We start from the raw sequence: 19,882 nt of genomic DNA, 5'->3' as shown, positions 1-19,882 counted from the left end.
AGTCGGATCCCGCCCGTAAATCGAATGCGCGTGCTATATGGTCGGGCGTGGCGTCGGGCATGCTGGAAGGCCGGGGATTGTTGACAACCGGTGAATCCGTCCGTCGTTGTCAGTGGCTCGCCCTAGTCTGAAGAAGACGGGGGCCCCGCCCCTGTCTCTTCTCTCAAGAAAGGTGCGGACCGGCGTGGCCGACCGTCTCATCGTCCGTGGCGCGCGCGAGCACAACCTGAAGAATGTCTCGCTCGACCTGCCACGCGACTCGCTCATCGTCTTCACGGGCCTGTCGGGATCGGGCAAGTCCTCGCTGGCGTTCGACACGATCTTCGCCGAGGGCCAGCGGCGCTACGTGGAGTCGCTCTCCTCGTACGCCCGCCAGTTCCTCGGTCAGATGGACAAGCCGGACGTCGACTTCATCGAGGGCCTCTCCCCGGCCGTCTCGATCGACCAGAAGTCGACCTCGCGCAACCCGCGCTCCACGGTCGGCACCATCACCGAGGTCTACGACTATCTGCGTCTGCTCTTCGCGCGCATCGGCAAGCCGCACTGTCCCGAGTGCGGCCGCCCCATCTCGCGCCAGTCGCCGCAGGCCATCGTCGACAAGGTCCTCGAGCTGCCGGAGGGCAGCCGCTTCCAGGTGCTCTCGCCGCTGGTGCGCGAGCGCAAGGGCGAGTTCGTCGACCTCTTCGCGGACCTCCAGACCAAGGGCTACTCCCGCGCGCGGGTGGACGGCGAGACCGTCCAGCTCTCCGACCCCCCGACGCTGAAGAAGCAGGAGAAGCACACCATCGAGGTGGTCGTCGACCGTCTCACCGTCAAGGACTCCGCCAAGCGCCGGCTGACCGACTCCGTCGAGACCGCCCTCGGTCTCTCCGGCGGCATGGTCGTGCTCGACTTCGTCGACCTCCCCGAGGACGACCCCGACCGCGAGCGCATGTACTCGGAGCACCTGTACTGCCCGTACGACGACCTGTCCTTCGAGGAGCTGGAGCCGCGCTCCTTCTCCTTCAACTCGCCCTTCGGCGCCTGCCCCGAGTGCACCGGCATCGGCACGCGCATGGAGGTCGACCCGGAGCTGATCGTCCCGGACGAGGACAAGTCCCTCGACGAGGGCGCCATCCACCCCTGGTCGCACGGGCACACCAAGGACTACTTCGGCCGGTTGATCAGCGCCCTCGCCGACGCTCTGGGCTTCCGCACCGACATCCCCTTCGCGGGCCTGCCGCAGCGGGCCAAGAAAGCGCTCCTCCACGGCCACAAGACGCAGATCGAGGTCCGCTACCGCAACCGGTACGGCCGTGAGCGTGTGTACACGACCCCGTTCGAAGGCGCCGTCCCGTTCGTCAAGCGCCGGCACAGCGAGGCCGAGTCCGACGCCAGCCGGGAGCGCTTCGAGGGCTATATGCGCGAGGTGCCCTGCCCCACCTGCGCGGGCACCCGTCTGAAGCCGATCGTCCTCGCGGTCACGATCATGGAGAAGTCGATCGCCGAGGTCTCGGGCATGTCCATCAGCGACTGCGCGGACTTCCTGGGCAAGCTGAGGCTCAACGCCCGCGACAAGAAGATCGCCGAGCGGGTGCTGAAGGAGGTCAACGAGCGGCTGCGGTTCCTGGTCGACGTCGGCCTCGACTACCTCTCGCTCAACCGCGCGGCGGGCACCCTCTCCGGTGGCGAGGCCCAGCGCATCCGGCTGGCCACCCAGATCGGCTCCGGCCTCGTCGGCGTCCTCTACGTCCTCGACGAGCCGTCCATCGGCCTGCACCAGCGCGACAACCACCGGCTGATCGAGACCCTGGTCCGGCTGCGCGACATGGGCAACACGCTCATCGTCGTCGAGCACGACGAGGACACCATCAAGGTCGCCGACTGGATCGTCGACATCGGCCCCGGCGCCGGCGAGCACGGCGGCAAGGTCGTGCACAGCGGCTCCCTCAAGGAGCTGCTCGCCAACGCCGAGTCGCAGACCGGTCAGTATCTGTCGGGCCGGAAGTCGATCCCGCTGCCGGACATCCGCCGCCCGCGCGACCCGGGCCGGCAGCTCACCGTGCACGGCGCCCGCGAGAACAACCTGCAGGACATCGACGTCTCCTTCCCGATCGGCCTGTTCACCGCCGTCACCGGCGTCTCCGGCTCCGGCAAGTCGACGCTGGTCAACGACATCCTCTACACACACCTCGCCCGCGAGCTGAACGGCGCCCGCAGCGTGCCGGGCCGCCACACGCGCGTGGACGGCGACGACCTCGTCGACAAGGTCGTGCATGTCGACCAGTCGCCCATCGGCCGCACCCCGCGGTCCAACCCGGCGACGTACACCGGCGTCTTCGACCACGTCCGCAAGCTGTTCGCCGAGACGACCGAGGCGAAGGTCCGCGGATACCAGCCCGGCCGCTTCTCCTTCAACGTCAAGGGCGGACGCTGCGAGAACTGCGCCGGTGACGGCACCATCAAGATCGAGATGAACTTCCTCCCGGACGTCTACGTCCCGTGCGAGGTCTGCCACGGCGCCCGGTACAACCGGGAGACCCTGGAGGTCCACTACAAGGGCAAGTCCATCGCCGAGGTGCTGAACATGCCGATCGAGGAGGCCACGGAGTTCTTCGAGGCCGTCCCCTCGATCGCCCGGCATCTGAACACGCTCAAGGACGTCGGTCTCGGCTATGTCCGGCTCGGCCAGTCGGCGACCACCCTGTCCGGCGGCGAGGCCCAGCGCGTCAAGCTCGCCAGCGAGCTCCAGAAGCGCTCCACCGGCCGCACGGTCTACGTCCTCGACGAGCCGACCACCGGTCTGCACTTCGAGGACATCAGCAAGCTGCTGAAGGTCCTGGCCGGTCTGGTCGACAAGGGCAACACGGTGATCGTCATCGAGCACAACCTCGACGTGATCAAGACCGCGGACTGGGTCGTCGACATGGGCCCCGAGGGCGGTGCGGGCGGCGGTCTCGTTGTCGCCGAGGGCACGCCGGAGGAGGTCGCCGGGGTGCCGACCAGTCACACCGGCAAGTTCCTGCGCGAGATCCTCGACGCCGACCGGATCAGCGACGCCGCCTCGGTCAAGGTTCCGCGCAAGACCGCGGCCAAGACCGTCGCGGCCAAGTCTGCGGCGAAGAAGACGGCCACGGCGAGGACGACCGGGACCGCCAACAGCACGGCGACGAAGAAGGCCGCCGCGGCCACCAAGAAGACGGCGGCCAAGAAGACGACCAGGGCCCGCAAGGCCTGAGCCGGGCCGACCGGACCGGCCTTGACCACCCCCGTGCGGTCAGGGCCGAGCCGTGTGGTCCGGGTCGAGCCTTGCGGGCCGGGCCGACCCGTGTGGTCCGGGCCGACCTGGGCGGTCAACGTCGGCCTCTACGGACAAGGCCGGCCTGAGCGGTCAAGGCCGCCCCGAGCCCGGCAGAAAGTTCCGGCGCGACGGGACAGAAGAGCGGCGCCCCGCGGGAACTCCCCGCGGGGCGCCGCTCGTTCCACCATCAGCCACCCTGGCCCTGCGGTTCGACGAACTGCATGTCCAGCTGAATCTTGACAACATCACTGAGGAAGCCACCCCCGAAGTCCAGGCCGTAGTCACTGCGCCTGATCTCACCCGTCGCCTCGAAACCGGCGTGCCTGCTCTGATCCGCGGGGGAGTCCACGACCCCGCCGAACTCGACGTCGAGCACCACGGGACGCGTCACGTCCCCGATGGTCAAGTCCCCTTCCATCGTCCAGTCCTCGTCCTCGCCGGACACGCGCGTCGAGCGGAACGTCATCGTCGGACGCTTCTCCACGTCGAGCAGATCGGCGGACCGGGTGTGCGCGTCCCGGTCGGCGTTCCCGGTGTCCAGAGACGCCAGGGCGATCACGGCGCTCACCCGTACGTCGTCGAGCGTCGCGCCGATGTGCAGACCGGCCTGCACATCGGCGAAGCGGCCGCGCACCTTGGCGATCCCGAGGTGCCGGATCGTGAAGTTCACGGCGGAGTGCAGCGGGTCGAGGGTCCAGTCGCCCGGCGCGAGGGGGAGAGAGCCGGGGGCGAGTGTGTCAGCGGTGTCGTTCTGAGTCATGCCCCCACCCTCGGCGTTCTTCCGGCGCGCAGGGAGACCGCGCTGAGAGTGGTAGTGGCAGGGTGGTAGTCGCAGGGCCACCCTCATGGATCCTGGGCGAGGTACGTTCGAGGGGTGAGCGACAACGAGTTGGGCCTGTTCCTGCGCACCCGACGCGAGTCCGTCACCCCCGCCGAGGTGGGGCTGCCGACCGGGTTCCGCCGACGCACGCCCGGCCTGCGCCGCTCCGAGCTGGCCACGCTCGCGGGCATCAGCGTGGAGTACCTCACCCGCCTGGAACAGGGCCGTGACCGCAACCCCTCGCCCCAGGTGCTCGGGGCCGTCGCCGACGCGCTCAGCCTGTCCCTGAAGGACCGCCTCCTGCTGCGCCGTCTGACCAAGGAGGCGGACGGCGGCGACCCGCTGGTCTGCGCGGCCGCCCCGCCGCTCAGCCGCACCGTGCGGCCCACCGTGCAGGCCGTCCTGGACCGGCTGGAGCCCACCCCGGCCGTGGTGATCAACTGGATCGGCGACATCGTCGCCCACACCGACGGCTACGCCCGGCTCGTCGGCCCGATCGGGATGCTCGACGGCGAGCACCCGAATCTCCTCCGGTACCTGTTCACCGACCCACGCGCCCGTGAGGCCCACCAGGACTGGGACCGGGTCGCCGACGACCTGGTCGCCCGGCTGCGACACGGCGTACCGCTGCGCGACCCGTATCTCACCGAGCTGGCCGAGGAGCTCACGGTGACCGCGGGAGCGGAGTTCGCCGACCGCTTCGCGGATCTGTCGGTGACGCCGCGCACCGTCGGCTCGCAGCACCTCGAGCACCCCGAGGCCGGGGCGATGCATCTGCTGCACGAGTCGCTGGCCCTGCCGGAGGAGGGCCAGCAGGTCGTGGTCTACCTGCCGGCGGACGACGCCACGTCCGCGGCTCTGGACCGCCTCAGCGGCCGCCGTCCGGGCGCGCTGCGGGCCGTCGGCCGGGCAGTGAGCTGACCCCCGGGCTGCCCCATGGGCCGGCACACCGGCCGTGCCGGGGCCGTCACGGCCGTACGCCGTCCAGTTCCCACGCATAGGGCGGCTCCGCCCCGGCCCGGGAGCAGGTGACCGCCGCCGCGCGGGCCGCGAAGCGCAGCAGCTCGGTCCAGCCGGAGGCGCCGAGGCCGGCCAGCGCCTCGGGGGACAGGGCGTCCTGTGCGGTCAGTCCGTGCAGCAGGGCCGCGTTCACGGTGTCCCCGGCGCCGATGGTGTCCACGACGTCGACCCGCTCACCCGGCACGGAGTGCACGGCACCGTCGCGGGTGTGGGCGGACAGGCCGTCGCCCCCATGGGTGATGACGACGGCCGAGGGCCCGGCCGCGAGCCACTCCTTTGGGGTGCCGCCCAGCCAGTGGGCGTCCTCCTCGGAGAGCTTGAGCAGCGACACCGACGGCAGCCAGCCGCGGAACCGCGCGCGATAGGCGTCGGCGTCCGGGATCAGGACCGGCCTGATGTTGGGGTCGAGGGCCGTGAACAGGCCCTGGGCCGCCGCCGTCCGCATCAGCCCCTCGTACGCGCTCGCCCCGGGCTCCAGTACCAGTGAGCAGGTGCCGAAGGACACCGCGCGGGTGCCGGCGGGCAGCGCGGCCGGAGCAGTGAACAGCCGGTCGGCGGTGCCGTCGACGTAGAAGGTGTAGGCGGCCGATCCGCCGTCGCCGATCGTGGCGACCGCGAGGGTGGTGGGCTCAGGGCCGCGCTGCACGTCCGACACGTCCACGCCCGCCGCCCGCAGCCCGTCGAGCAGGGACTCGCCGAAGGCGTCCCGCGAGGCGCGCGAGCAGAAGGAGGTGGGGGAGCCGAGCCGTCCCAGGGCCACGGCCGTGTTGTACGGGCCGCCGCCGAGTGCCGGCTTCAGGGCGGCGAGGGCACCCGTGCCCTGCGGTACCAGGTCGATGAGGGCCTCACCGGCTACGACGATCACGAGGGGGTTCCTTTCGGGGGCTGCGCCGGGGCGGGCTGTCGCTTCGGGCGGGGCAGTGGCGGGGGCGGTCGCTGTGGAGAGGGCTGGGGGTGCCGGAGCTGTCCGGGGTCACCGCGGCTCGGGCCGGTGAGGGCTGTCGGCGGGTGTCGCCGGGCGTGCCGTGCCTCCAGCATTCTCCTCCGGGCACCCGCAGGAGGTCCGGTGGACGAGGGCGCACGGGAGCCGCAGCGTCCGGGCGGGGCGTTCCGGGGAGGTGAGACGGTCCAGGAGCACCTGGACGGCCTGGCGGAACCCTCTCCCCGGACCGGCCCGAGTGGGCCGGGGCATGGGCCCGCGGCGGGCCCTCACGGCGGGAACGTATCTCATCCGGGCCCAGACGTAAACGCTTGCGCAAGCGCTTACGGGCTCACGTGCGCACCGCCGACGACCCCACCATCCGGGCTCCGTCCCTCGCCCCGCCCCACGGCTTTCCGCGCTCGTGGCCCCGGGTATCGTCGGCACGGCTGCCCCCCTGACCTGTGGAGACCTTCATGCCCGGCCGACCCTTCGCGAGCCGTCGAACCGTTCTGCGCGGGGCGGCGGCCGCGCCCGTCGCGGGGCTGGGCCTCGCCGCGTGCTCGCCGGGGGGAGGAGCGGAGGCGACTTCGACCACGCCGACCGCTCCGGTGGACCTCGGTGCCGAGGGCGAGGTGTCCGAGAGCGGTGCCCATCTGCACCTTGACCACAACGTGGTGGTCAGCCGTTCCGCGGACGGCACGCTGAAGGCGTTCAGCACCATCTGCACGCACGGGGGCTGTCCCATCAGCGAGCTTGAGGGGACGACCCTGAGCTGCGCTTGCCACGGCAGCCGGTTCGACGCGCGGACCGGTGAGGTGCTGCGCTCCCCGGCGACCGTGGCACTGACCGAGCTGCCGGTCCGCACCGAGAACGGCAGGGTGATCGCGGGGCCGCGAGCCTGAAACCGGCCGCGGTCGACGCAGCTGTTCCCCAGGCCCGACACCGGCCGCCGCCCGGACGTGTCCCCGCCTCGTCGGCGGCACAACCTCCGACCGCGACTCAGAGGTCCGTCCCTACTCCCAGTCCCATCCGATCCCGACGATCCCGGAGCGCACGCGGGGTTCGACGAGGTGGACGGAGTGGTGGCGGGTGGTGAGGGGGAGTTCCTGGCGACCGCTGCGGGGAGCCGCCGCCGAGTGCTGGGTGAAGCGGTGGCAGCGCGCCGGGAGGGCGTGCTCGTCGAACCGCACCTGGAGGACGTACTGCCCGCCGGGTGGTCCGAAGCCGCGGACGCACTCGTAGGAGACCCCGGCGGTGCCGTCCTCGACGGCGTAGCGGAAGAGGAACGTGTCCCCGGCGCGCAGCCGGGCGTCGAACAGGAGCTCCGCCACCAGGATGCCGGTCTCCTGGTGCCGGAGGACGCGTCCGGTGCGGCAGTTCTCCAGGGCCCGCACCGACATGTGCTCGGGCGAGCAGCCCGGGTCGCCGTGGTGGACGGCGAGGAACCGGTCGACCCCGTCCCGGTGGGCGCGCACGACATGGTGCGACTCGCGGTCGAGGAGCTCGCGGCGTGCGCCGATGCGTACCTGCTCGTGATGGCCGAGCAGATGGAGCCCGCCGTCGCGGGGGGACTCCAGTTCGAGGAGGAGGCGCTCCAGGGCGCCCGAGGCCTCGACGAGGGAACGGTAGGAGCGGGCGGCCGGGTGCTGTCCGGGGACACCGTCCTCCGCCTGCGCGAGCAGCCGTATCAGCGACTCGTCGGGCAGGTGGAGTATCTCCTCCAGGGCACGGACGGCGCGCAGCGACTCGGGGCGCTGCGGGCGGCGGGCACCCTGCTGCCAGTAGCTGAGGCTGGTGACACCGACCTTCACGCCGTGGCGCGACAGGTGGTGCTGGACGCGTTGCAGGGGCAGGCCTCGGGCGGCGATGGCGGCGCGCAGGGCGACGTGGAAGGGGCCGCCGCGCAGAGCCGTGTCCAGTTCCGCGGTGGCGATGTCCGCGTGCTGTGTGGCGTGCGGCATGCAGGGGCCTTTCTGTGTGGTTCACAACGGCTGGTCAGACCGTTCACGCGGGTGCTGCTGGGGCCACCCCGTCGGCGCCGGGGGCTGGGCCCTCCCGCGCGCCGTCGTTCACGGCCCCGAGTTCCAACGCATTGAAGCGTGTTGACCAAGTCCCGACAACACCTCCGGCCCAACAGTGGTCCAGTCCTCGCCGCCGGGCGCGGCAAGGGCGTCAAATCGGGGCAAACTGCTTCCGGTTGGCGGGTGCCGGTACTGCGCGCGGCCGGTTCGCCCGGCTTCCGCGGGTACCGGGCCCGCGCGGGTGCGCGCGGCGGCCTGTTCCGGTGGCTGTCCGGCGTACGCCGGGTGCCGGGCGGCCGGTCCGGGCGCGACCCCGGACGTTGTCCACAGGCCCGCCGGAGTGTCACCGCTCGCCAGTAGGGTGTGAGACATGGCCGACCCCTCCAGCTACCGCCCCAGGCCGGGCGAGATCCCGGACTCCCCCGGGGTGTACAGGTTCCGCGACGAGCACCGCCGGGTGATCTACGTCGGAAAGGCGAAGAGCCTGCGCCAGCGCCTGGCGAACTACTTCCAGGACCTGACGAACCTGCACCCGCGCACCCGGACGATGGTGACCACCGCCGCGTCCGTGGAGTGGACCGTGGTGTCCACCGAGGTCGAGGCCCTCCAGCTGGAGTACTCCTGGATCAAGGAGTACGACCCCCGGTTCAACGTCAAGTACCGCGACGACAAGAGCTACCCGTACCTCGCGGTGACGATGAACGAGGAGTTCCCGCGTGTGCAGGTCATGCGCGGCCACAAGAAGAAGGGCGTCCGGTACTTCGGCCCCTACGCGCACGCGTGGGCGATCCGGGACACCGTAGACCTGCTGCTGCGCGTCTTCCCGGTGCGCACCTGCTCGGCGGGCGTGTTCAAGAACGCCTCCCGCACCGGCCGCCCCTGTCTGCTCGGCTACATCGGCAAGTGCTCCGCCCCCTGCGTCGGCCGGATCGAGCCTGAGGAGCACCGCGAACTCGCCGAGGAGTTCTGCGACTTCATGACCGGCCGCACGGGCACCTACCTCCGCCGCCTGGAGAAGCAGATGACGGAGGCGGCCGAGGACATGGAGTACGAGCGGGCCGCCCGCCTGCGCGACGACATAGAGGCCCTGCGCAAGGCCATGGAGAGGAACGCGGTCGTGCTCGCCGACGCGACCGACGCCGACCTGATCGCCGTCGCCGAGGACGAGCTGGAAGCGGCCGTGCAGATCTTCCATGTGCGCGGCGGGCGGGTGCGCGGCCAGCGCGGCTGGGTCACCGACAAGGTCGAGGAGGTCACCACCGGCGCCCTCGTCGAGCACGCCCTCCAGCAGCTCTACGGCGAGGAGACCGGCGACAGCGTCCCCAAGGAGGTCCTCGTCCCGGCCCTGCCCGAGCCGGTGGAGCCGGTCCAGCAGTGGCTGACCGAGCGGCGCGGGTCGGCCGTTTCGCTGCGCATCCCGCAGCGCGGCGACAAGAAGGCCCTGATGGAGACCGTCGAGCGCAACGCCCAGCAGGCACTCGCCCTGCACAAGACCAAGCGCGCCTCCGACCTCACGACGCGCTCGCGAGCCCTGGAGGAGATCGCCGGGGCCCTCGACCTCGACAGCGCCCCGCTGCGCATCGAGTGCTACGACATCTCCCACCTCCAGGGCGACGACGTCGTGGCCTCCATGGTCGTCTTCGAGGACGGGCTCCAGCGCAAGGGCGAGTACCGCCGCTTCCAGATCAAGGGATTCGCCGGCCAGGACGACGTCCGCTCCATGCACGAGGTCATCACGCGCCGCTTCAGGCGCTACCTGGCCGAGAAGGAGCGCACGGGGGAGTGGACCGACACGGAGGACGCCACCGGTCCGCAGCCCGAGTCGACCCTGGTCGCGGCCGACGGCAACCGCGCCGAGGACGCCGCCCCCGCACAGCCCCTAGTCCCCGGCGAGGACGCCGCCCTCGCACAGCCCCTCGCCTCCGCCGAGGACGCCGCCCCCACGCAGCCCCCCGTCCCCGGCGAGGCGCCCGCCGTCCTCACCACCCTCACCGACGACGACGGCCGCCCCAGGAAGTTCGCCTACCCGCCCCAGCTGGTCGTCGTCGACGGCGGACAGCCGCAGGTCGCCGCCGCCCGGCGGGCGCTGGACGAGCTCGGCATCGACGACATCGCCGTGTGCGGGCTGGCCAAGCGGCTGGAAGAGGTCTGGCTGCCCGGCGACGACGACCCGGTCGTCCTGCCCCGCACCAGCGAGGGCCTCTACCTGCTCCAGCGGGTCCGCGACGAGGCCCACCGGTTCGCGATCACCTACCAGCGCACCAAGCGTGCCAAGCGCTTCCGGGCCGGCCCCCTGGACGAGGTGCCGGGACTGGGCGAGACCCGCAAACAGGCGCTGATCAAGCACTTCGGTTCGGTGAAGAAGCTGAGATCCGCGACAATCGACCAGATCTGCGAGGTTCCGGGCATCGGCCGGAAGACGGCGGAGACCATCGCCGTGGCCCTCGCCCAGGCGGCCCCGGCCGCCCCCGCCGTGAACACGGCGACTGGAGAGATCATGGATGACATGGACGACGGGGCACCCGAGACGACGGCGGGCGCCCCGGGGGAGCCCGTACCCGCGGGCGCCCCGGACGAGCGACGGGGGCAGGAGAAATGACCGATCACGAGACGCAGCCGACAGGCGATCGAGAGCAGGAACCGCGGACCGCAGCGGGCCGCGAGCACCAGGAGCCCGCCGAGCACCGGCAGGCGCTCCCCGACGACGGAGCACAGGTGAGCCAGGACATCGCGGGCCCAGGGATCCCCGACGCCGCCATCCCCGAGCTGGTGATCATCTCCGGCATGTCCGGAGCCGGCCGGTCCACGGCCGCGAAGTGCCTGGAGGACCTCGGCTGGTTCGTCGTCGACAACCTCCCGCCCGCCCTGATCCCCACCATGGTGGAACTGGGTGCCCGCTCCCAGGGCAACGTGGCGCGGATCGCGGTCGTCGTCGACGTGCGCGGCCGTCGCTTCTTCGACAATCTGCGCGAATCCCTCGCCGACCTCGACGGCCGGGGCGTCACCCGGCGCATCGTCTTCCTGGAGTCCTCCGACGAGGCCCTGGTGCGCCGCTTCGAGGGAGTGCGCCGCCCGCACCCCCTCCAGGGCGACGGCCGCATCGTCGACGGCATCGCCGCCGAGCGTGAGCTGCTGCGCGAGCTGCGCGGCGACGCCGACCTGGTCATCGACACCTCCAGCCTCAACGTGCACGAGCTGCGCGCCAAGATGGACGCCCAGTTCGCCGGCGAGGAGGAGCCCGAGCTGCGGGCCACGGTGATGTCGTTCGGCTTCAAGTACGGCCTCCCCGTCGACGCCGACCTCGTCGCCGACATGCGCTTCCTGCCCAATCCGCACTGGGTCCCGGAGCTGCGCCCCTACACCGGGGTGAACGAGGAGGTCGCGGCCTTCGTCTTCAACCAGCCCGGCGCCAAGGAGTTCCTGGACCGCTACGCCGAGCTGCTGCGCCTGATCGCCGCCGGCTACCGGCGTGAGGGCAAGCGGTACGTGACCATCGCCATCGGCTGTACGGGCGGCAAGCACCGCTCGGTGGCGATGTCGGAGAAGCTCGCCGCGCGCCTCGCGGCAGAGGGCGTGGAGACGGTGGTCGTGCACCGGGACATGGGACGCGAATGACAGGACGTACTCCCCGGCTGGGCCGACTGCGCAGGGCGATGCCCGACGCCCGGACCGGCCGGCCCGTCGAGGCCCGGGGCGCCCGTGCGCGCCGCCGCGGCACCCAGCCCAAGGTCGTCGCGCTCGGCGGCGGCATGGGGCTGTCGGCCTCGCTCGCCGCGCTGCGCCGGATCACCGGTGACCTCACCGCCGTCGTCACCGTGGCCGACGACGGCGGCTCCAGCGGGCGCCTGCGCGACGAGCTGGGCGTCCTGCCGCCCGGCGACCTGCGCAAGGCGCTGGCCGCGCTGTGCGGCGACGACGACTGGGGCCAGACCTGGGCCAGGGTCATCCAGCACCGCTTCCACTCCAAGGGCGACCTGCACGACCACGCCGTCGGCAACCTGCTGATCGTCGCCCTGTGGGAGCAGCTCGGCGACCATGTGCAGGCCCTGGACCTGGTCGGCAAGCTGCTCGGCGCGCACGGGCGCGTGCTGCCCATGTCCGCCGTGCCGCTGGAGCTCGAGGCGCTGGTCAAGGGGCACGACCCGGACCGCCCGGACGAGGTGGACACCGTGTGCGGCCAGGCGACGGTGGCCCTCACCCCGGGCGAGGTCCAGTCGGTGCACCTGGTCCCGCACGACCCGCCCGCCGTCCCGGAGGCCGTCGCGGCCGTGCTGGACGCCGACTGGGTGGTGCTCGGCCCCGGCTCCTGGTTCTCCTCGGTCATCCCGCACCTGCTCGTGCCCGAACTGCTGGACGCGCTGCTGGAGACGAAGGCCCGCCGGGTACTCTCGCTGAACCTCGCCCCGCAGCCCGGGGAAACCGACGGCTTCTCACCGCAGCGTCATTTGGAGGTTTTGGGACGACACGCCCCTAAACTCGCCCTGGACGTGGTGCTGGCCGACGAGGCCGCCGTGCCCGACCGCGACTCGCTGACCGATGCCGCCAAGCGCTTCGGGGCCGCGGTCGAGCTGGCGCCGGTGGCGCGGCCCGACGGGACACCGCGGCACGACGCGGAGCTCCTGGCCGCCGCGTACGACCGTATTTTTCGGATGCATGGAAGGATCGGCCCATGGCGATGACGGCAGCGGTGAAGGACGAGATCTCCCGGCTCCCCGTCACCCGGACCTGCTGTCGGAAGGCTGAGGTCTCCGCCATTCTGCGGTTCGCCGGCGGCCTTCATCTGGTCAGCGGGCGCATCGTGATCGAGGCGGAGCTGGACACCGCGATGGCGGCCCGCCGCCTCAAGCGGGACATCCTCGAGATCTTCGGCCACAGCTCCGAGCTGATCGTGATGGCGCCGGGCGGACTGCGGCGCGGCTCGCGGTACGTGGTGCGCGTGGTGGCGGGCGGCGACCAGCTGGCCCGGCAGACGGGCCTGGTGGACGGGCGGGGCCGGCCGATCCGCGGACTGCCCCCGCAGGTGGTGTCCGGCGCGACCTGTGACGCCGAGGCCGCCTGGCGCGGTGCCTTCCTGGCGCACGGCTCGCTCACCGAGCCCGGCCGCTCCTCCTCCCTGGAGGTGACCTGCCCCGGCCCCGAGGCCGCGCTCGCGCTGGTCGGCGCCGCCCGCCGGCTGTCGATCGCGGCGAAGGCCCGTGAGGTGCGCGGTGTGGACCGGGTCGTGGTCCGCGACGGCGACGCGATCGGCGCGCTGCTCACCCGCCTCGGCGCCCATGAGTCGGTGCTGGCCTGGGAGGAGCGCCGGATGCGCCGCGAGGTGCGGGCCACGGCGAACCGCCTGGCCAACTTCGACGACGCCAACCTGCGCCGTTCGGCGCGGGCCGCGGTCGCCGCCGGGGCGCGGGTGCAGCGTGCCCTGGAGATCCTCGGTGAAGAGGTACCCGAGCACCTCGCCGCCGCCGGCCGGCTGCGCATGGAGCACAAGCAGGCCTCCCTGGAGGAGTTGGGCGCGCTCGCCGACCCGCCGCTCACCAAGGACGCCGTGGCCGGCCGCATCCGCCGCCTGCTGGCGATGGCCGACAAGCGCGCGTCCGACCTGGGCGTCCCGGGCACGGAGGCCAACCTCTCCGAGGAACTGGCCGACAACCTGGCGGGCTGACGTACACCCAGCCGGTGACGCGGGCTGACGCACGCCCCACCGATGACGTCGGCCGACGTACGCCCAACCGGTGATACGGACGGACCACCGCACGGACGGACCGACCACCGCACCGGATCGAACCGCCCCGCCCCAGAGCGCCGGTGCCGACGCCCACCCGGGCGGCCGGCACCGGCGTCCGCCCGTCCGGGACCGGTGTCCGCCCGTCCGGGACCGAGGACGAACGACCGCCGACGACCGGCCCCCGCCCCCGGCACGCACCCCCGGCCCACCCCCCCGCCCCGTGACTCGCCCCGCCCGCACCCGCCCCCGCCCCGTGACTCGCCCCGCCCGCACCCGCCCCCGCCCCGTGACTCGCCCCGCCCGTAGCCCCGGCCCGCACCCCGTCCCACACCCGTGACATCGCCCCGCCCGCACCCCGCCCCACACCTTGTGACTCGCCACGCCCGCACCCCGTGACACGCCACGCCCCGCCCCGGAACCCCAACCCCTGGCCGACGACGCCGTCTTGACGCACCCTCCGGCGGACGTGAGCCTGACACCCGCACGCCGCCGCACGCAGTCGGGAGAGAACGGTCCGCGCCAGGCGTCGGAGGGGGTCGGAAAAGGGGCGACCCCCCAGGGCCCTTTCGAGTGGCGAGGGCCGTCCGGCGGGCCGGTCCGTACCCCTACTGGTGGGTAAGGACGGCAGTGCCGTGTATGGGCCGTCTGGATGTCACCTCCGGCGCTTCTGGGAGGTAGGGTCGTAGGCGGTCGGGGACATCCCAAATACAGCTCGCCGGCACCTCATGGCCGGCGTACCAACGAGGAGATCGGTTCGTGACGATCCGCGTAGGCATCAACGGCTTCGGCCGCATCGGTCGTAACTACTTCCGCGCGCTCCTGGAGCAGGGTGCTGACATCGAGATCGTGGCTGTCAACGACCTGGGTGACACCGCGACCACCGCTCACCTGCTGAAGTACGACACGATCCTGGGCCGCCTCAAGGCAGAGGTCACCCACACCGCCGACACGATCACGGTCGACGGTCACACCATCAAGGTGCTCTCCGAGCGCAACCCGGCCGACATCCCCTGGGGTGAGCTGGGCGTCGACATCGTCATCGAGTCGACCGGCATCTTCACGAAGAAGGCCGACGCCGCCAAGCACCTCGAGGGCGGCGCCAAGAAGGTCCTCATCTCGGCTCCGGCCACCGACGAGGACATCACCATCGTGATGGGCGTCAACCAGGACCAGTACGACGCGGCCAACCACCACGTCATCTCCAACGCCTCCTGCACCACCAACTGTGTGGCGCCGATGGCGAAGGTGCTCGACGAGAACTTCGGCATCGTCAAGGGCCTGATGACGACGGTGCACGCGTACACCAACGACCAGCGCATCCTCGACTTCCCGCACAAGGACCTGCGTCGCGCGCGTGCCGCCGCCGAGAACATCATCCCGACGACCACCGGTGCCGCCAAGGCCACCGCGCTGGTCCTGCCGCAGCTCAAGGGCAAGCTGGACGGCATCGCCATGCGCGTCCCGGTTCCCACCGGCTCGGCCACCGACCTGGTCGTCACCCTCCAGCGCGAGGTCACCAAGGACGAGGTCAACGCCGCGTTCAAGAAGGCCTCCGAGGACGGCGACCTCGCCGGCTACCTGGCCTACACCGAGGACCAGATCGTCTCCTCGGACATCGTGAGCGACCCGGCCTCCTGCACCTTCGACGCCTCCCTGACCATGGTCCAGGAGGGCAACACGGTGAAGATCCTCGGCTGGTACGACAACGAGTGGGGCTACTCCAACCGTCTCGTCGACCTCACCAAGTTCGTCGGCGACCAGCTCTGATCCCTGATCGGCTGAAGCAGACACCTTGAAGCGCGAGCAGGGCTCGGACCAGGCGCAGGGACGCGCCCGGTCCGGGCCCTGACGCGCGTCGCGACCGTCCCACCTCTCTAGGATCGGGCCTGGTCAACCGGTCACGAGCAGAACGAGCCCTCCGTAGGAGCCCCCCGAAAATGAAGACGATCGACGAACTCCTCGCCGAAGGAGTCGCGGGCAAGCGGGTATTCGTCCGCGCCGACCTGAACGTGCCGCTGGACGGCACCACCATCACCGACGACGGCCGCATCCGCGCCGTGCTGCCCACGGTCAAGGCGCTCGCCGAGGCCGGCGCGCGCGTCGTCGTCGCCTCGCACCTGGGCCGCCCCAAGGGCGCCCCGGACCCGGCCTTCTCGCTCGCCCCCGCCGCCGCGCGCCTGGGCGAACTCCTCGGCGCCGACGTCGCGTTCGCCACCGACACCGTCGGTGAGTCGGCGCGGGCCACGGTCGCCGGCCTCGCCGACGGCCGGGTCGCCGTCGTCGAGAACCTGCGCTTCAACGCCGGTGAGACCAGCAAGGACGACGCCGAGCGGGCCGCTTTCGCCGAGGAGCTGGCCGCCCTCGCCGACGTCTACGTCGGCGACGGCTTCGGCGCGGTGCACCGCAAGCACGCCTCGGTGTACGACCTCCCCGGCAAGCTGCCGCACTACGCCGGCTACCTCATCGCCACCGAGGTCGGCGTGCTGAGGAAGCTCACCGACGAGGTACAGCGGCCCTACGCCGTGGCCCTCGGCGGCTCCAAGGTCTCCGACAAGCTGGCCGTCATCGACCAGCTGCTCGGCAAGGCCGACCGCATCCTCATCGGCGGCGGCATGGCCTTCACCTTCCTCAAGGCCAAGGGCTACGAGGTCGGCACCTCGCTGCTCCAGGAGGACCAGATCCCGGCCGTCACCGAGTACCTGGAGCGCGCCGAGAAGCTGGGCGTCGAGCTGGTGCTCCCGGTCGACGTCGTGGTCTCCCCGGGCTTCCCGGACCTGAAGGCCAAGGCGCCCACCGAGCACACGGCCGTCGACGCGGACAAGATGCCCGAGGGGCAGCTCGGCCTGGACATCGGCCCCAAGACCGGCGAGCTGTACGCCGGCAAGCTCACCGACGCCGCGACCGTCTTCTGGAACGGTCCCATGGGCGTCTTCGAGCACCCCGACTACGCCGAGGGCACCAAGGCGGTCGCCCAGGCCCTCGTCGACTCGGACGGGTTCACCGTCGTCGGCGGCGGAGACTCCGCCGCGGCCGTGCGTACGCTCGGCTTCGACGAGAACGCGTTCGGACACATCTCGACCGGTGGCGGCGCCTCCCTCGAATACCTCGAGGGCAAGACGCTCCCCGGCCTCGCCGCACTGGAGGACTGACCCCGCATGACCACCCGTACGCCGCTCATGGCGGGCAACTGGAAGATGAACCTCAACCACCTCGAGGCCATCGCGCACGTCCAGAAGCTCGCCTTCGCGCTCGCCGACAAGGACTACGACGCCGTCGAGGTCGCCGTCCTGCCGCCCTTCACCGACCTGCGCTCCGTGCAGACCCTGGTGGACGGCGACAAGCTGAAGATCAAGTACGGCGCCCAGGACATCTCGGCGCACGACTCCGGCGCCTACACCGGCGAGATCTCCGGCCCGATGCTGGCCAAGCTGAAGTGCACCTACGTGGCCGTCGGCCACTCCGAGCGCCGCCAGTACCACGCCGAGACCGACGAGATCGTCAACGCCAAGGTCAAGGCCGCCTACAAGCACGGCCTGACCCCGATCCTGTGCGTCGGCGAGGAGCTGGAGGTCCGCGAGGCGGGCAACCACGTCTCCCACACCCTCGCCCAGGTCGAGGGCGGTCTGAAGGACCTCCCGGCCGAGCAGGCCGAGTCCGTCGTGATCGCCTACGAGCCCGTGTGGGCCATCGGCACCGGCAAGGTCTGCGGCGCCGAGGACGCGCAGGAGGTCTGCGCCGCGATCCGCGCCAAGCTCGCCGAGCTGTACTCCCAGGAGCTGGCCGACAAGGTCCGCATCCAGTACGGCGGCTCCGTGAAGGGCGGCAACGTCGCCGAGATCATGGCCCAGGCCGACATCGACGGCGCTCTGGTCGGCGGTGCCTCGCTGGACGCCGACGAGTTCGTCAAGATCGTCCGCTTCCGCGACCAGTGACCTGACCTGCTCGGAGCCCCCCGGGAGGAACCGGGCGGTCCTGAGTATGCGGTAGCGGCGATCCGTCGTACCCTTGCGGGGTCCAGCGCTGTGCTGGGCCCCGCGTCGTCCATCCGAGTCCGAGGAAGTTGGTCCAGCTGTGGTTATGGGGTTCTCCATCGCCCTGATCGTCTTCAGCCTGCTGCTGATGCTGCTGGTGCTGATGCACAAGGGGAAGGGCGGCGGCCTCTCCGACATGTTCGGTGGCGGTATGCAGTCCTCCGTCGGCGGCTCCTCGGTCGCCGAGCGCAACCTCGACCGCATCACCCTGGTGGTCGGTCTGCTGTGGTTCGCGTGCATTGTCGTGCTCGGCATCCTGATGAAGGTCAACAACTGACCCACGGCTCGCCGGTCGGCACAATCCGGTACGTAAGGCCCCATGTTCGGTGCGCGCTCGTGAGCGCGGCCTATCATGGGGCTTGCGTCTAGGTGCGGGGCCCCTTGTTACGCCAATCACTGGACGCGCGTTGGGCCTTACGTAGACTGAGGCGCTCGCAACGAGGCGACACGCCGACTCGCTTCGCGGCACCATCACGCAGGGAGTTACACCGTGGCAAGTGGCAACGCGATCCGGGGAAGCCGGGTCGGGGCGGGGCCGATGGGCGAGGCCGAGCGCGGCGAGTCCGCCCCGCGTCTGCGCATCTCCTTCTGGTGCTCCAACGGACATGAGACCCAGCCCAGCTTCGCCAGCGACGCGCAGGTTCCCGACACCTGGGACTGCCCGCGCTGCGGGTTCCCGGCGGGCCAGGACCGGGACAACCCCCCGGCTCCGCCGCGTACTGAGCCGTACAAGACGCATCTCGCGTATGTGAGGGAGCGTCGCAGCGATGCCGACGGCGAGGCGATCCTGGCCGAGGCTCTCGCCAAACTCCGGGGCGAGATCTAGAGGTTGCTCCCCGGCCTCCAGGGCTGCCCCCTGGCGTGACCGCTCGGCCCGGCCACCTGTTGTTGCCTTCTGCGACGTCCCCGTGTCAGTTCGTGTCCCCCGCTGATCAACTAGGTTGGGGCCGGCAGCGGGGCAAGTACGCAGCAGGGACAGGTAGGAAAGAAGGCTGATGCCCGAGATGAACGCCGAAGGCCGTACCAGGCTCGACCGGACGCCCGAATGGAACGCCCTCCTCAAGCACCGCGAGCAGCTCGGTGAGGTGCGGCTGCGTGAACTGTTCGCCGCCGATCCGGGGCGCGCCTCCTCGTACACGCTCCAGGTCGGCGATCTGCACGTCGACTTCTCCAAGCACCTGATCACCGACGAGACCCTCGCCCTGCTCCAGGAACTCGCCGTGGCCACGGACGTGTTCGGGCTGCGGGACGCGATGTTCCGTGGTGAGCGGATCAACAACACCGAGGACCGGGCGGTTCTGCACACCGCGTTGCGGGCGCCCGCGGACGCGGTGGTCGAGGTGGACGGCGAGAACGTGGTGCCCGCCGTGCACGCGGTGCTGGAGAAGATGGCCGCCTTCGCCGGGCGGGTGCGTTCCGGTGAGTGGACCGGTCACACCGGCCGGCGGATCCGCAATGTCGTCAACATCGGTATCGGCGGCTCCGACCTGGGCCCCGCGATGGCCTACGAGGCGCTGCGCGCGTTCACCGACCGGGCGCTGACCCTGCGGTTCGTCTCCAACGTCGACGGGGCGGACCTGCACGAGGCCGTGCGTGACCTGGACCCCGCCGAGACGCTGTTCGTGGTCGCGTCCAAGACGTTCACCACGATCGAGACGGTCACCAACGCCACCTCCGCCCGCACCTGGCTGCTGGAGGGGCTGGGCGGTGAGGAGAAGGCCGTCGCCCGTCACTTCGTGGCGCTGTCGACGAACGCGGAGAAGGTCGCGGGGTTCGGGATCGACCCGGCGAACATGTTCGAGTTCTGGGACTGGGTCGGCGGCCGCTACTCCTTCGACTCCGCGATCGGCCTGTCCCTGATGATCGCGGTGGGCCCGGACCGTTTCCGGGAGATGCTCGACGGTTTCCGCACCGTCGACGAGCACTTCCGCAGCGCCCCGGCGCAGGCCAACGCGCCGCTGCTGCTGGGGTTGCTGGGCATCTGGTACGGCAACTTCCACGACGCGCAGTCGCACGCGGTGCTGCCCTACAGCCACTACCTGTCGAAGTTCACCGCCTACCTGCAG

General features: G+C 71.3%; 16 protein-coding genes. 13 read left to right on the top strand and 3 right to left on the bottom strand.

Annotated features, from left to right (window positions below; translation table 11 throughout):
- Positions 1-184: 184 nt before the first annotated feature.
- The gene (gene uvrA, locus ACFYR0_RS19520) at positions 185-3,217 is read left to right on the top strand and encodes an excinuclease ABC subunit UvrA (RefSeq protein ID WP_389329195.1); all 3,033 of its coding nucleotides are present in this window, start codon (positions 185-187) and stop codon (positions 3,215-3,217) included.
- A 250-nt stretch (positions 3,218-3,467) separates the two neighbouring features.
- Here uvrA and ACFYR0_RS19515 read toward each other — a convergent pair whose 3' ends face one another.
- Entirely contained in the window at positions 3,468-4,040 is a 573-nt protein-coding gene (locus tag ACFYR0_RS19515) for a YceI family protein (RefSeq protein ID WP_389329191.1), read from the bottom strand.
- A 114-nt stretch (positions 4,041-4,154) separates the two neighbouring features.
- Here ACFYR0_RS19515 and ACFYR0_RS19510 point away from each other — a divergent pair, with 114 nt between their 5' ends.
- Positions 4,155-5,021, top strand: coding sequence for a helix-turn-helix domain-containing protein (locus ACFYR0_RS19510; RefSeq protein WP_389329188.1), 867 nt, complete (start codon positions 4,155-4,157; stop codon positions 5,019-5,021).
- A 46-nt stretch (positions 5,022-5,067) separates the two neighbouring features.
- On the opposite strand, the gene ACFYR0_RS19505 is transcribed toward ACFYR0_RS19510, so the two are convergent.
- Positions 5,068-5,985, bottom strand: coding sequence for a carbohydrate kinase (locus ACFYR0_RS19505; protein WP_389329185.1), 918 nt, complete (start codon positions 5,983-5,985; stop codon positions 5,068-5,070).
- Between the two features lie 530 nt (positions 5,986-6,515).
- Here ACFYR0_RS19505 and ACFYR0_RS19500 point away from each other — a divergent pair.
- On the top strand, positions 6,516-6,944 hold the full coding sequence (locus ACFYR0_RS19500) for a Rieske 2Fe-2S domain-containing protein (protein WP_389329182.1): 429 nt from the start codon (positions 6,516-6,518) through the stop codon (positions 6,942-6,944).
- Between the two features lie 111 nt (positions 6,945-7,055).
- Here the strand turns inward: ACFYR0_RS19500 and ACFYR0_RS19495 are convergent, their stop codons facing one another.
- On the bottom strand, positions 7,056-8,003 hold the full coding sequence (locus ACFYR0_RS19495; RefSeq protein WP_389329179.1) for a hypothetical protein: 948 nt from the start codon (positions 8,001-8,003) through the stop codon (positions 7,056-7,058).
- 430 nt (positions 8,004-8,433) lie between these two features.
- Here ACFYR0_RS19495 and uvrC point away from each other — a divergent pair, with 430 nt between their 5' ends.
- The 10 genes from uvrC to pgi all read left to right on the top strand — a co-directional run.
- On the top strand, positions 8,434-10,662 hold the full coding sequence (gene uvrC, locus ACFYR0_RS19490) for an excinuclease ABC subunit UvrC (protein WP_389329176.1): 2,229 nt from the start codon (positions 8,434-8,436) through the stop codon (positions 10,660-10,662).
- Positions 10,659-11,678, top strand: coding sequence for an RNase adapter RapZ (rapZ, locus tag ACFYR0_RS19485; RefSeq protein ID WP_389329173.1), 1,020 nt, complete (start codon positions 10,659-10,661; stop codon positions 11,676-11,678). Before uvrC ends, rapZ begins: the two co-directional genes overlap by 4 nt.
- Positions 11,675-12,742 (top strand): uridine diphosphate-N-acetylglucosamine-binding protein YvcK, encoded by a 1,068-nt coding sequence (yvcK, locus tag ACFYR0_RS19480; protein ID WP_386385409.1) that lies wholly within the window; start codon positions 11,675-11,677, stop codon positions 12,740-12,742. Before rapZ ends, yvcK begins: the two co-directional genes overlap by 4 nt.
- Positions 12,733-13,722, top strand: a complete 990-nt coding sequence (whiA, locus tag ACFYR0_RS19475; RefSeq protein ID WP_356692047.1) for a DNA-binding protein WhiA — start codon at positions 12,733-12,735, stop codon at positions 13,720-13,722. The genes yvcK and whiA overlap by 10 nt, the downstream gene beginning before the upstream one ends.
- Before the next feature lie 819 nt (positions 13,723-14,541).
- Positions 14,542-15,552 carry a type I glyceraldehyde-3-phosphate dehydrogenase gene (gene gap, locus ACFYR0_RS19470; protein WP_389329168.1) on the top strand — a complete coding sequence of 337 codons (1,011 nt, stop codon included), beginning with the start codon at positions 14,542-14,544 and terminating at the stop codon, positions 15,550-15,552.
- A gap of 170 nt (positions 15,553-15,722) precedes the next feature.
- Complete coding sequence (locus ACFYR0_RS19465) at positions 15,723-16,934, top strand: phosphoglycerate kinase (protein WP_389329165.1); 1,212 nt, start codon at positions 15,723-15,725, stop codon at positions 16,932-16,934.
- 6 nt (positions 16,935-16,940) lie between these two features.
- Positions 16,941-17,717 (top strand): triose-phosphate isomerase, encoded by a 777-nt coding sequence (tpiA, locus tag ACFYR0_RS19460; protein WP_386385414.1) that lies wholly within the window; start codon positions 16,941-16,943, stop codon positions 17,715-17,717.
- Positions 17,718-17,862: 145 nt separating this feature from the next.
- The gene (secG, locus tag ACFYR0_RS19455) at positions 17,863-18,093 is read left to right on the top strand and encodes a preprotein translocase subunit SecG (RefSeq protein ID WP_189770205.1); all 231 of its coding nucleotides are present in this window, start codon (positions 17,863-17,865) and stop codon (positions 18,091-18,093) included.
- Positions 18,094-18,354: 261 nt separating this feature from the next.
- Positions 18,355-18,642 (top strand): RNA polymerase-binding protein RbpA, encoded by a 288-nt coding sequence (locus tag ACFYR0_RS19450; RefSeq protein WP_019885342.1) that lies wholly within the window; start codon positions 18,355-18,357, stop codon positions 18,640-18,642.
- 178 nt (positions 18,643-18,820) lie between these two features.
- The coding region (pgi, locus tag ACFYR0_RS19445) for a glucose-6-phosphate isomerase (protein WP_389329793.1) at positions 18,821-19,882 on the top strand (1,062 nt) is incomplete at its 3' end.

The sequence above is a fragment of the Streptomyces sp. NPDC005017 genome (assembly GCF_042873115.1).
Lineage (GTDB): Bacteria > Actinomycetota > Actinomycetes > Streptomycetales > Streptomycetaceae > Streptomyces.
The sequence above is the reverse complement of the archived record's forward strand: the minus strand, read 5'-3'. Positions and strand labels throughout refer to the sequence as shown.

Coding starts and splice junctions, on each gene's coding strand:
- ACFYR0_RS19515 (WP_389329191.1), bottom strand. CDS start 4,040: ATGACTCAGAACGACACCGCTGACACACTCGCCCCCGGCTCTCTCCCC.
- ACFYR0_RS19500 (WP_389329182.1), top strand. CDS start 6,516: ATGCCCGGCCGACCCTTCGCGAGCCGTCGAACCGTTCTGCGCGGGGCG.
- ACFYR0_RS19495 (WP_389329179.1), bottom strand. CDS start 8,003: ATGCCGCACGCCACACAGCACGCGGACATCGCCACCGCGGAACTGGAC.
- uvrC (WP_389329176.1), top strand. CDS start 8,434: ATGGCCGACCCCTCCAGCTACCGCCCCAGGCCGGGCGAGATCCCGGAC.
- rapZ (WP_389329173.1), top strand. CDS start 10,659: ATGACCGATCACGAGACGCAGCCGACAGGCGATCGAGAGCAGGAACCG.
- yvcK (WP_386385409.1), top strand. CDS start 11,675: ATGACAGGACGTACTCCCCGGCTGGGCCGACTGCGCAGGGCGATGCCC.
- whiA (WP_356692047.1), top strand. CDS start 12,733: ATGGCGATGACGGCAGCGGTGAAGGACGAGATCTCCCGGCTCCCCGTC.
- ACFYR0_RS19465 (WP_389329165.1), top strand. CDS start 15,723: ATGAAGACGATCGACGAACTCCTCGCCGAAGGAGTCGCGGGCAAGCGG.
- tpiA (WP_386385414.1), top strand. CDS start 16,941: ATGACCACCCGTACGCCGCTCATGGCGGGCAACTGGAAGATGAACCTC.
- secG (WP_189770205.1), top strand. CDS start 17,863: ATGGGGTTCTCCATCGCCCTGATCGTCTTCAGCCTGCTGCTGATGCTG.
- ACFYR0_RS19450 (WP_019885342.1), top strand. CDS start 18,355: ATGGGCGAGGCCGAGCGCGGCGAGTCCGCCCCGCGTCTGCGCATCTCC.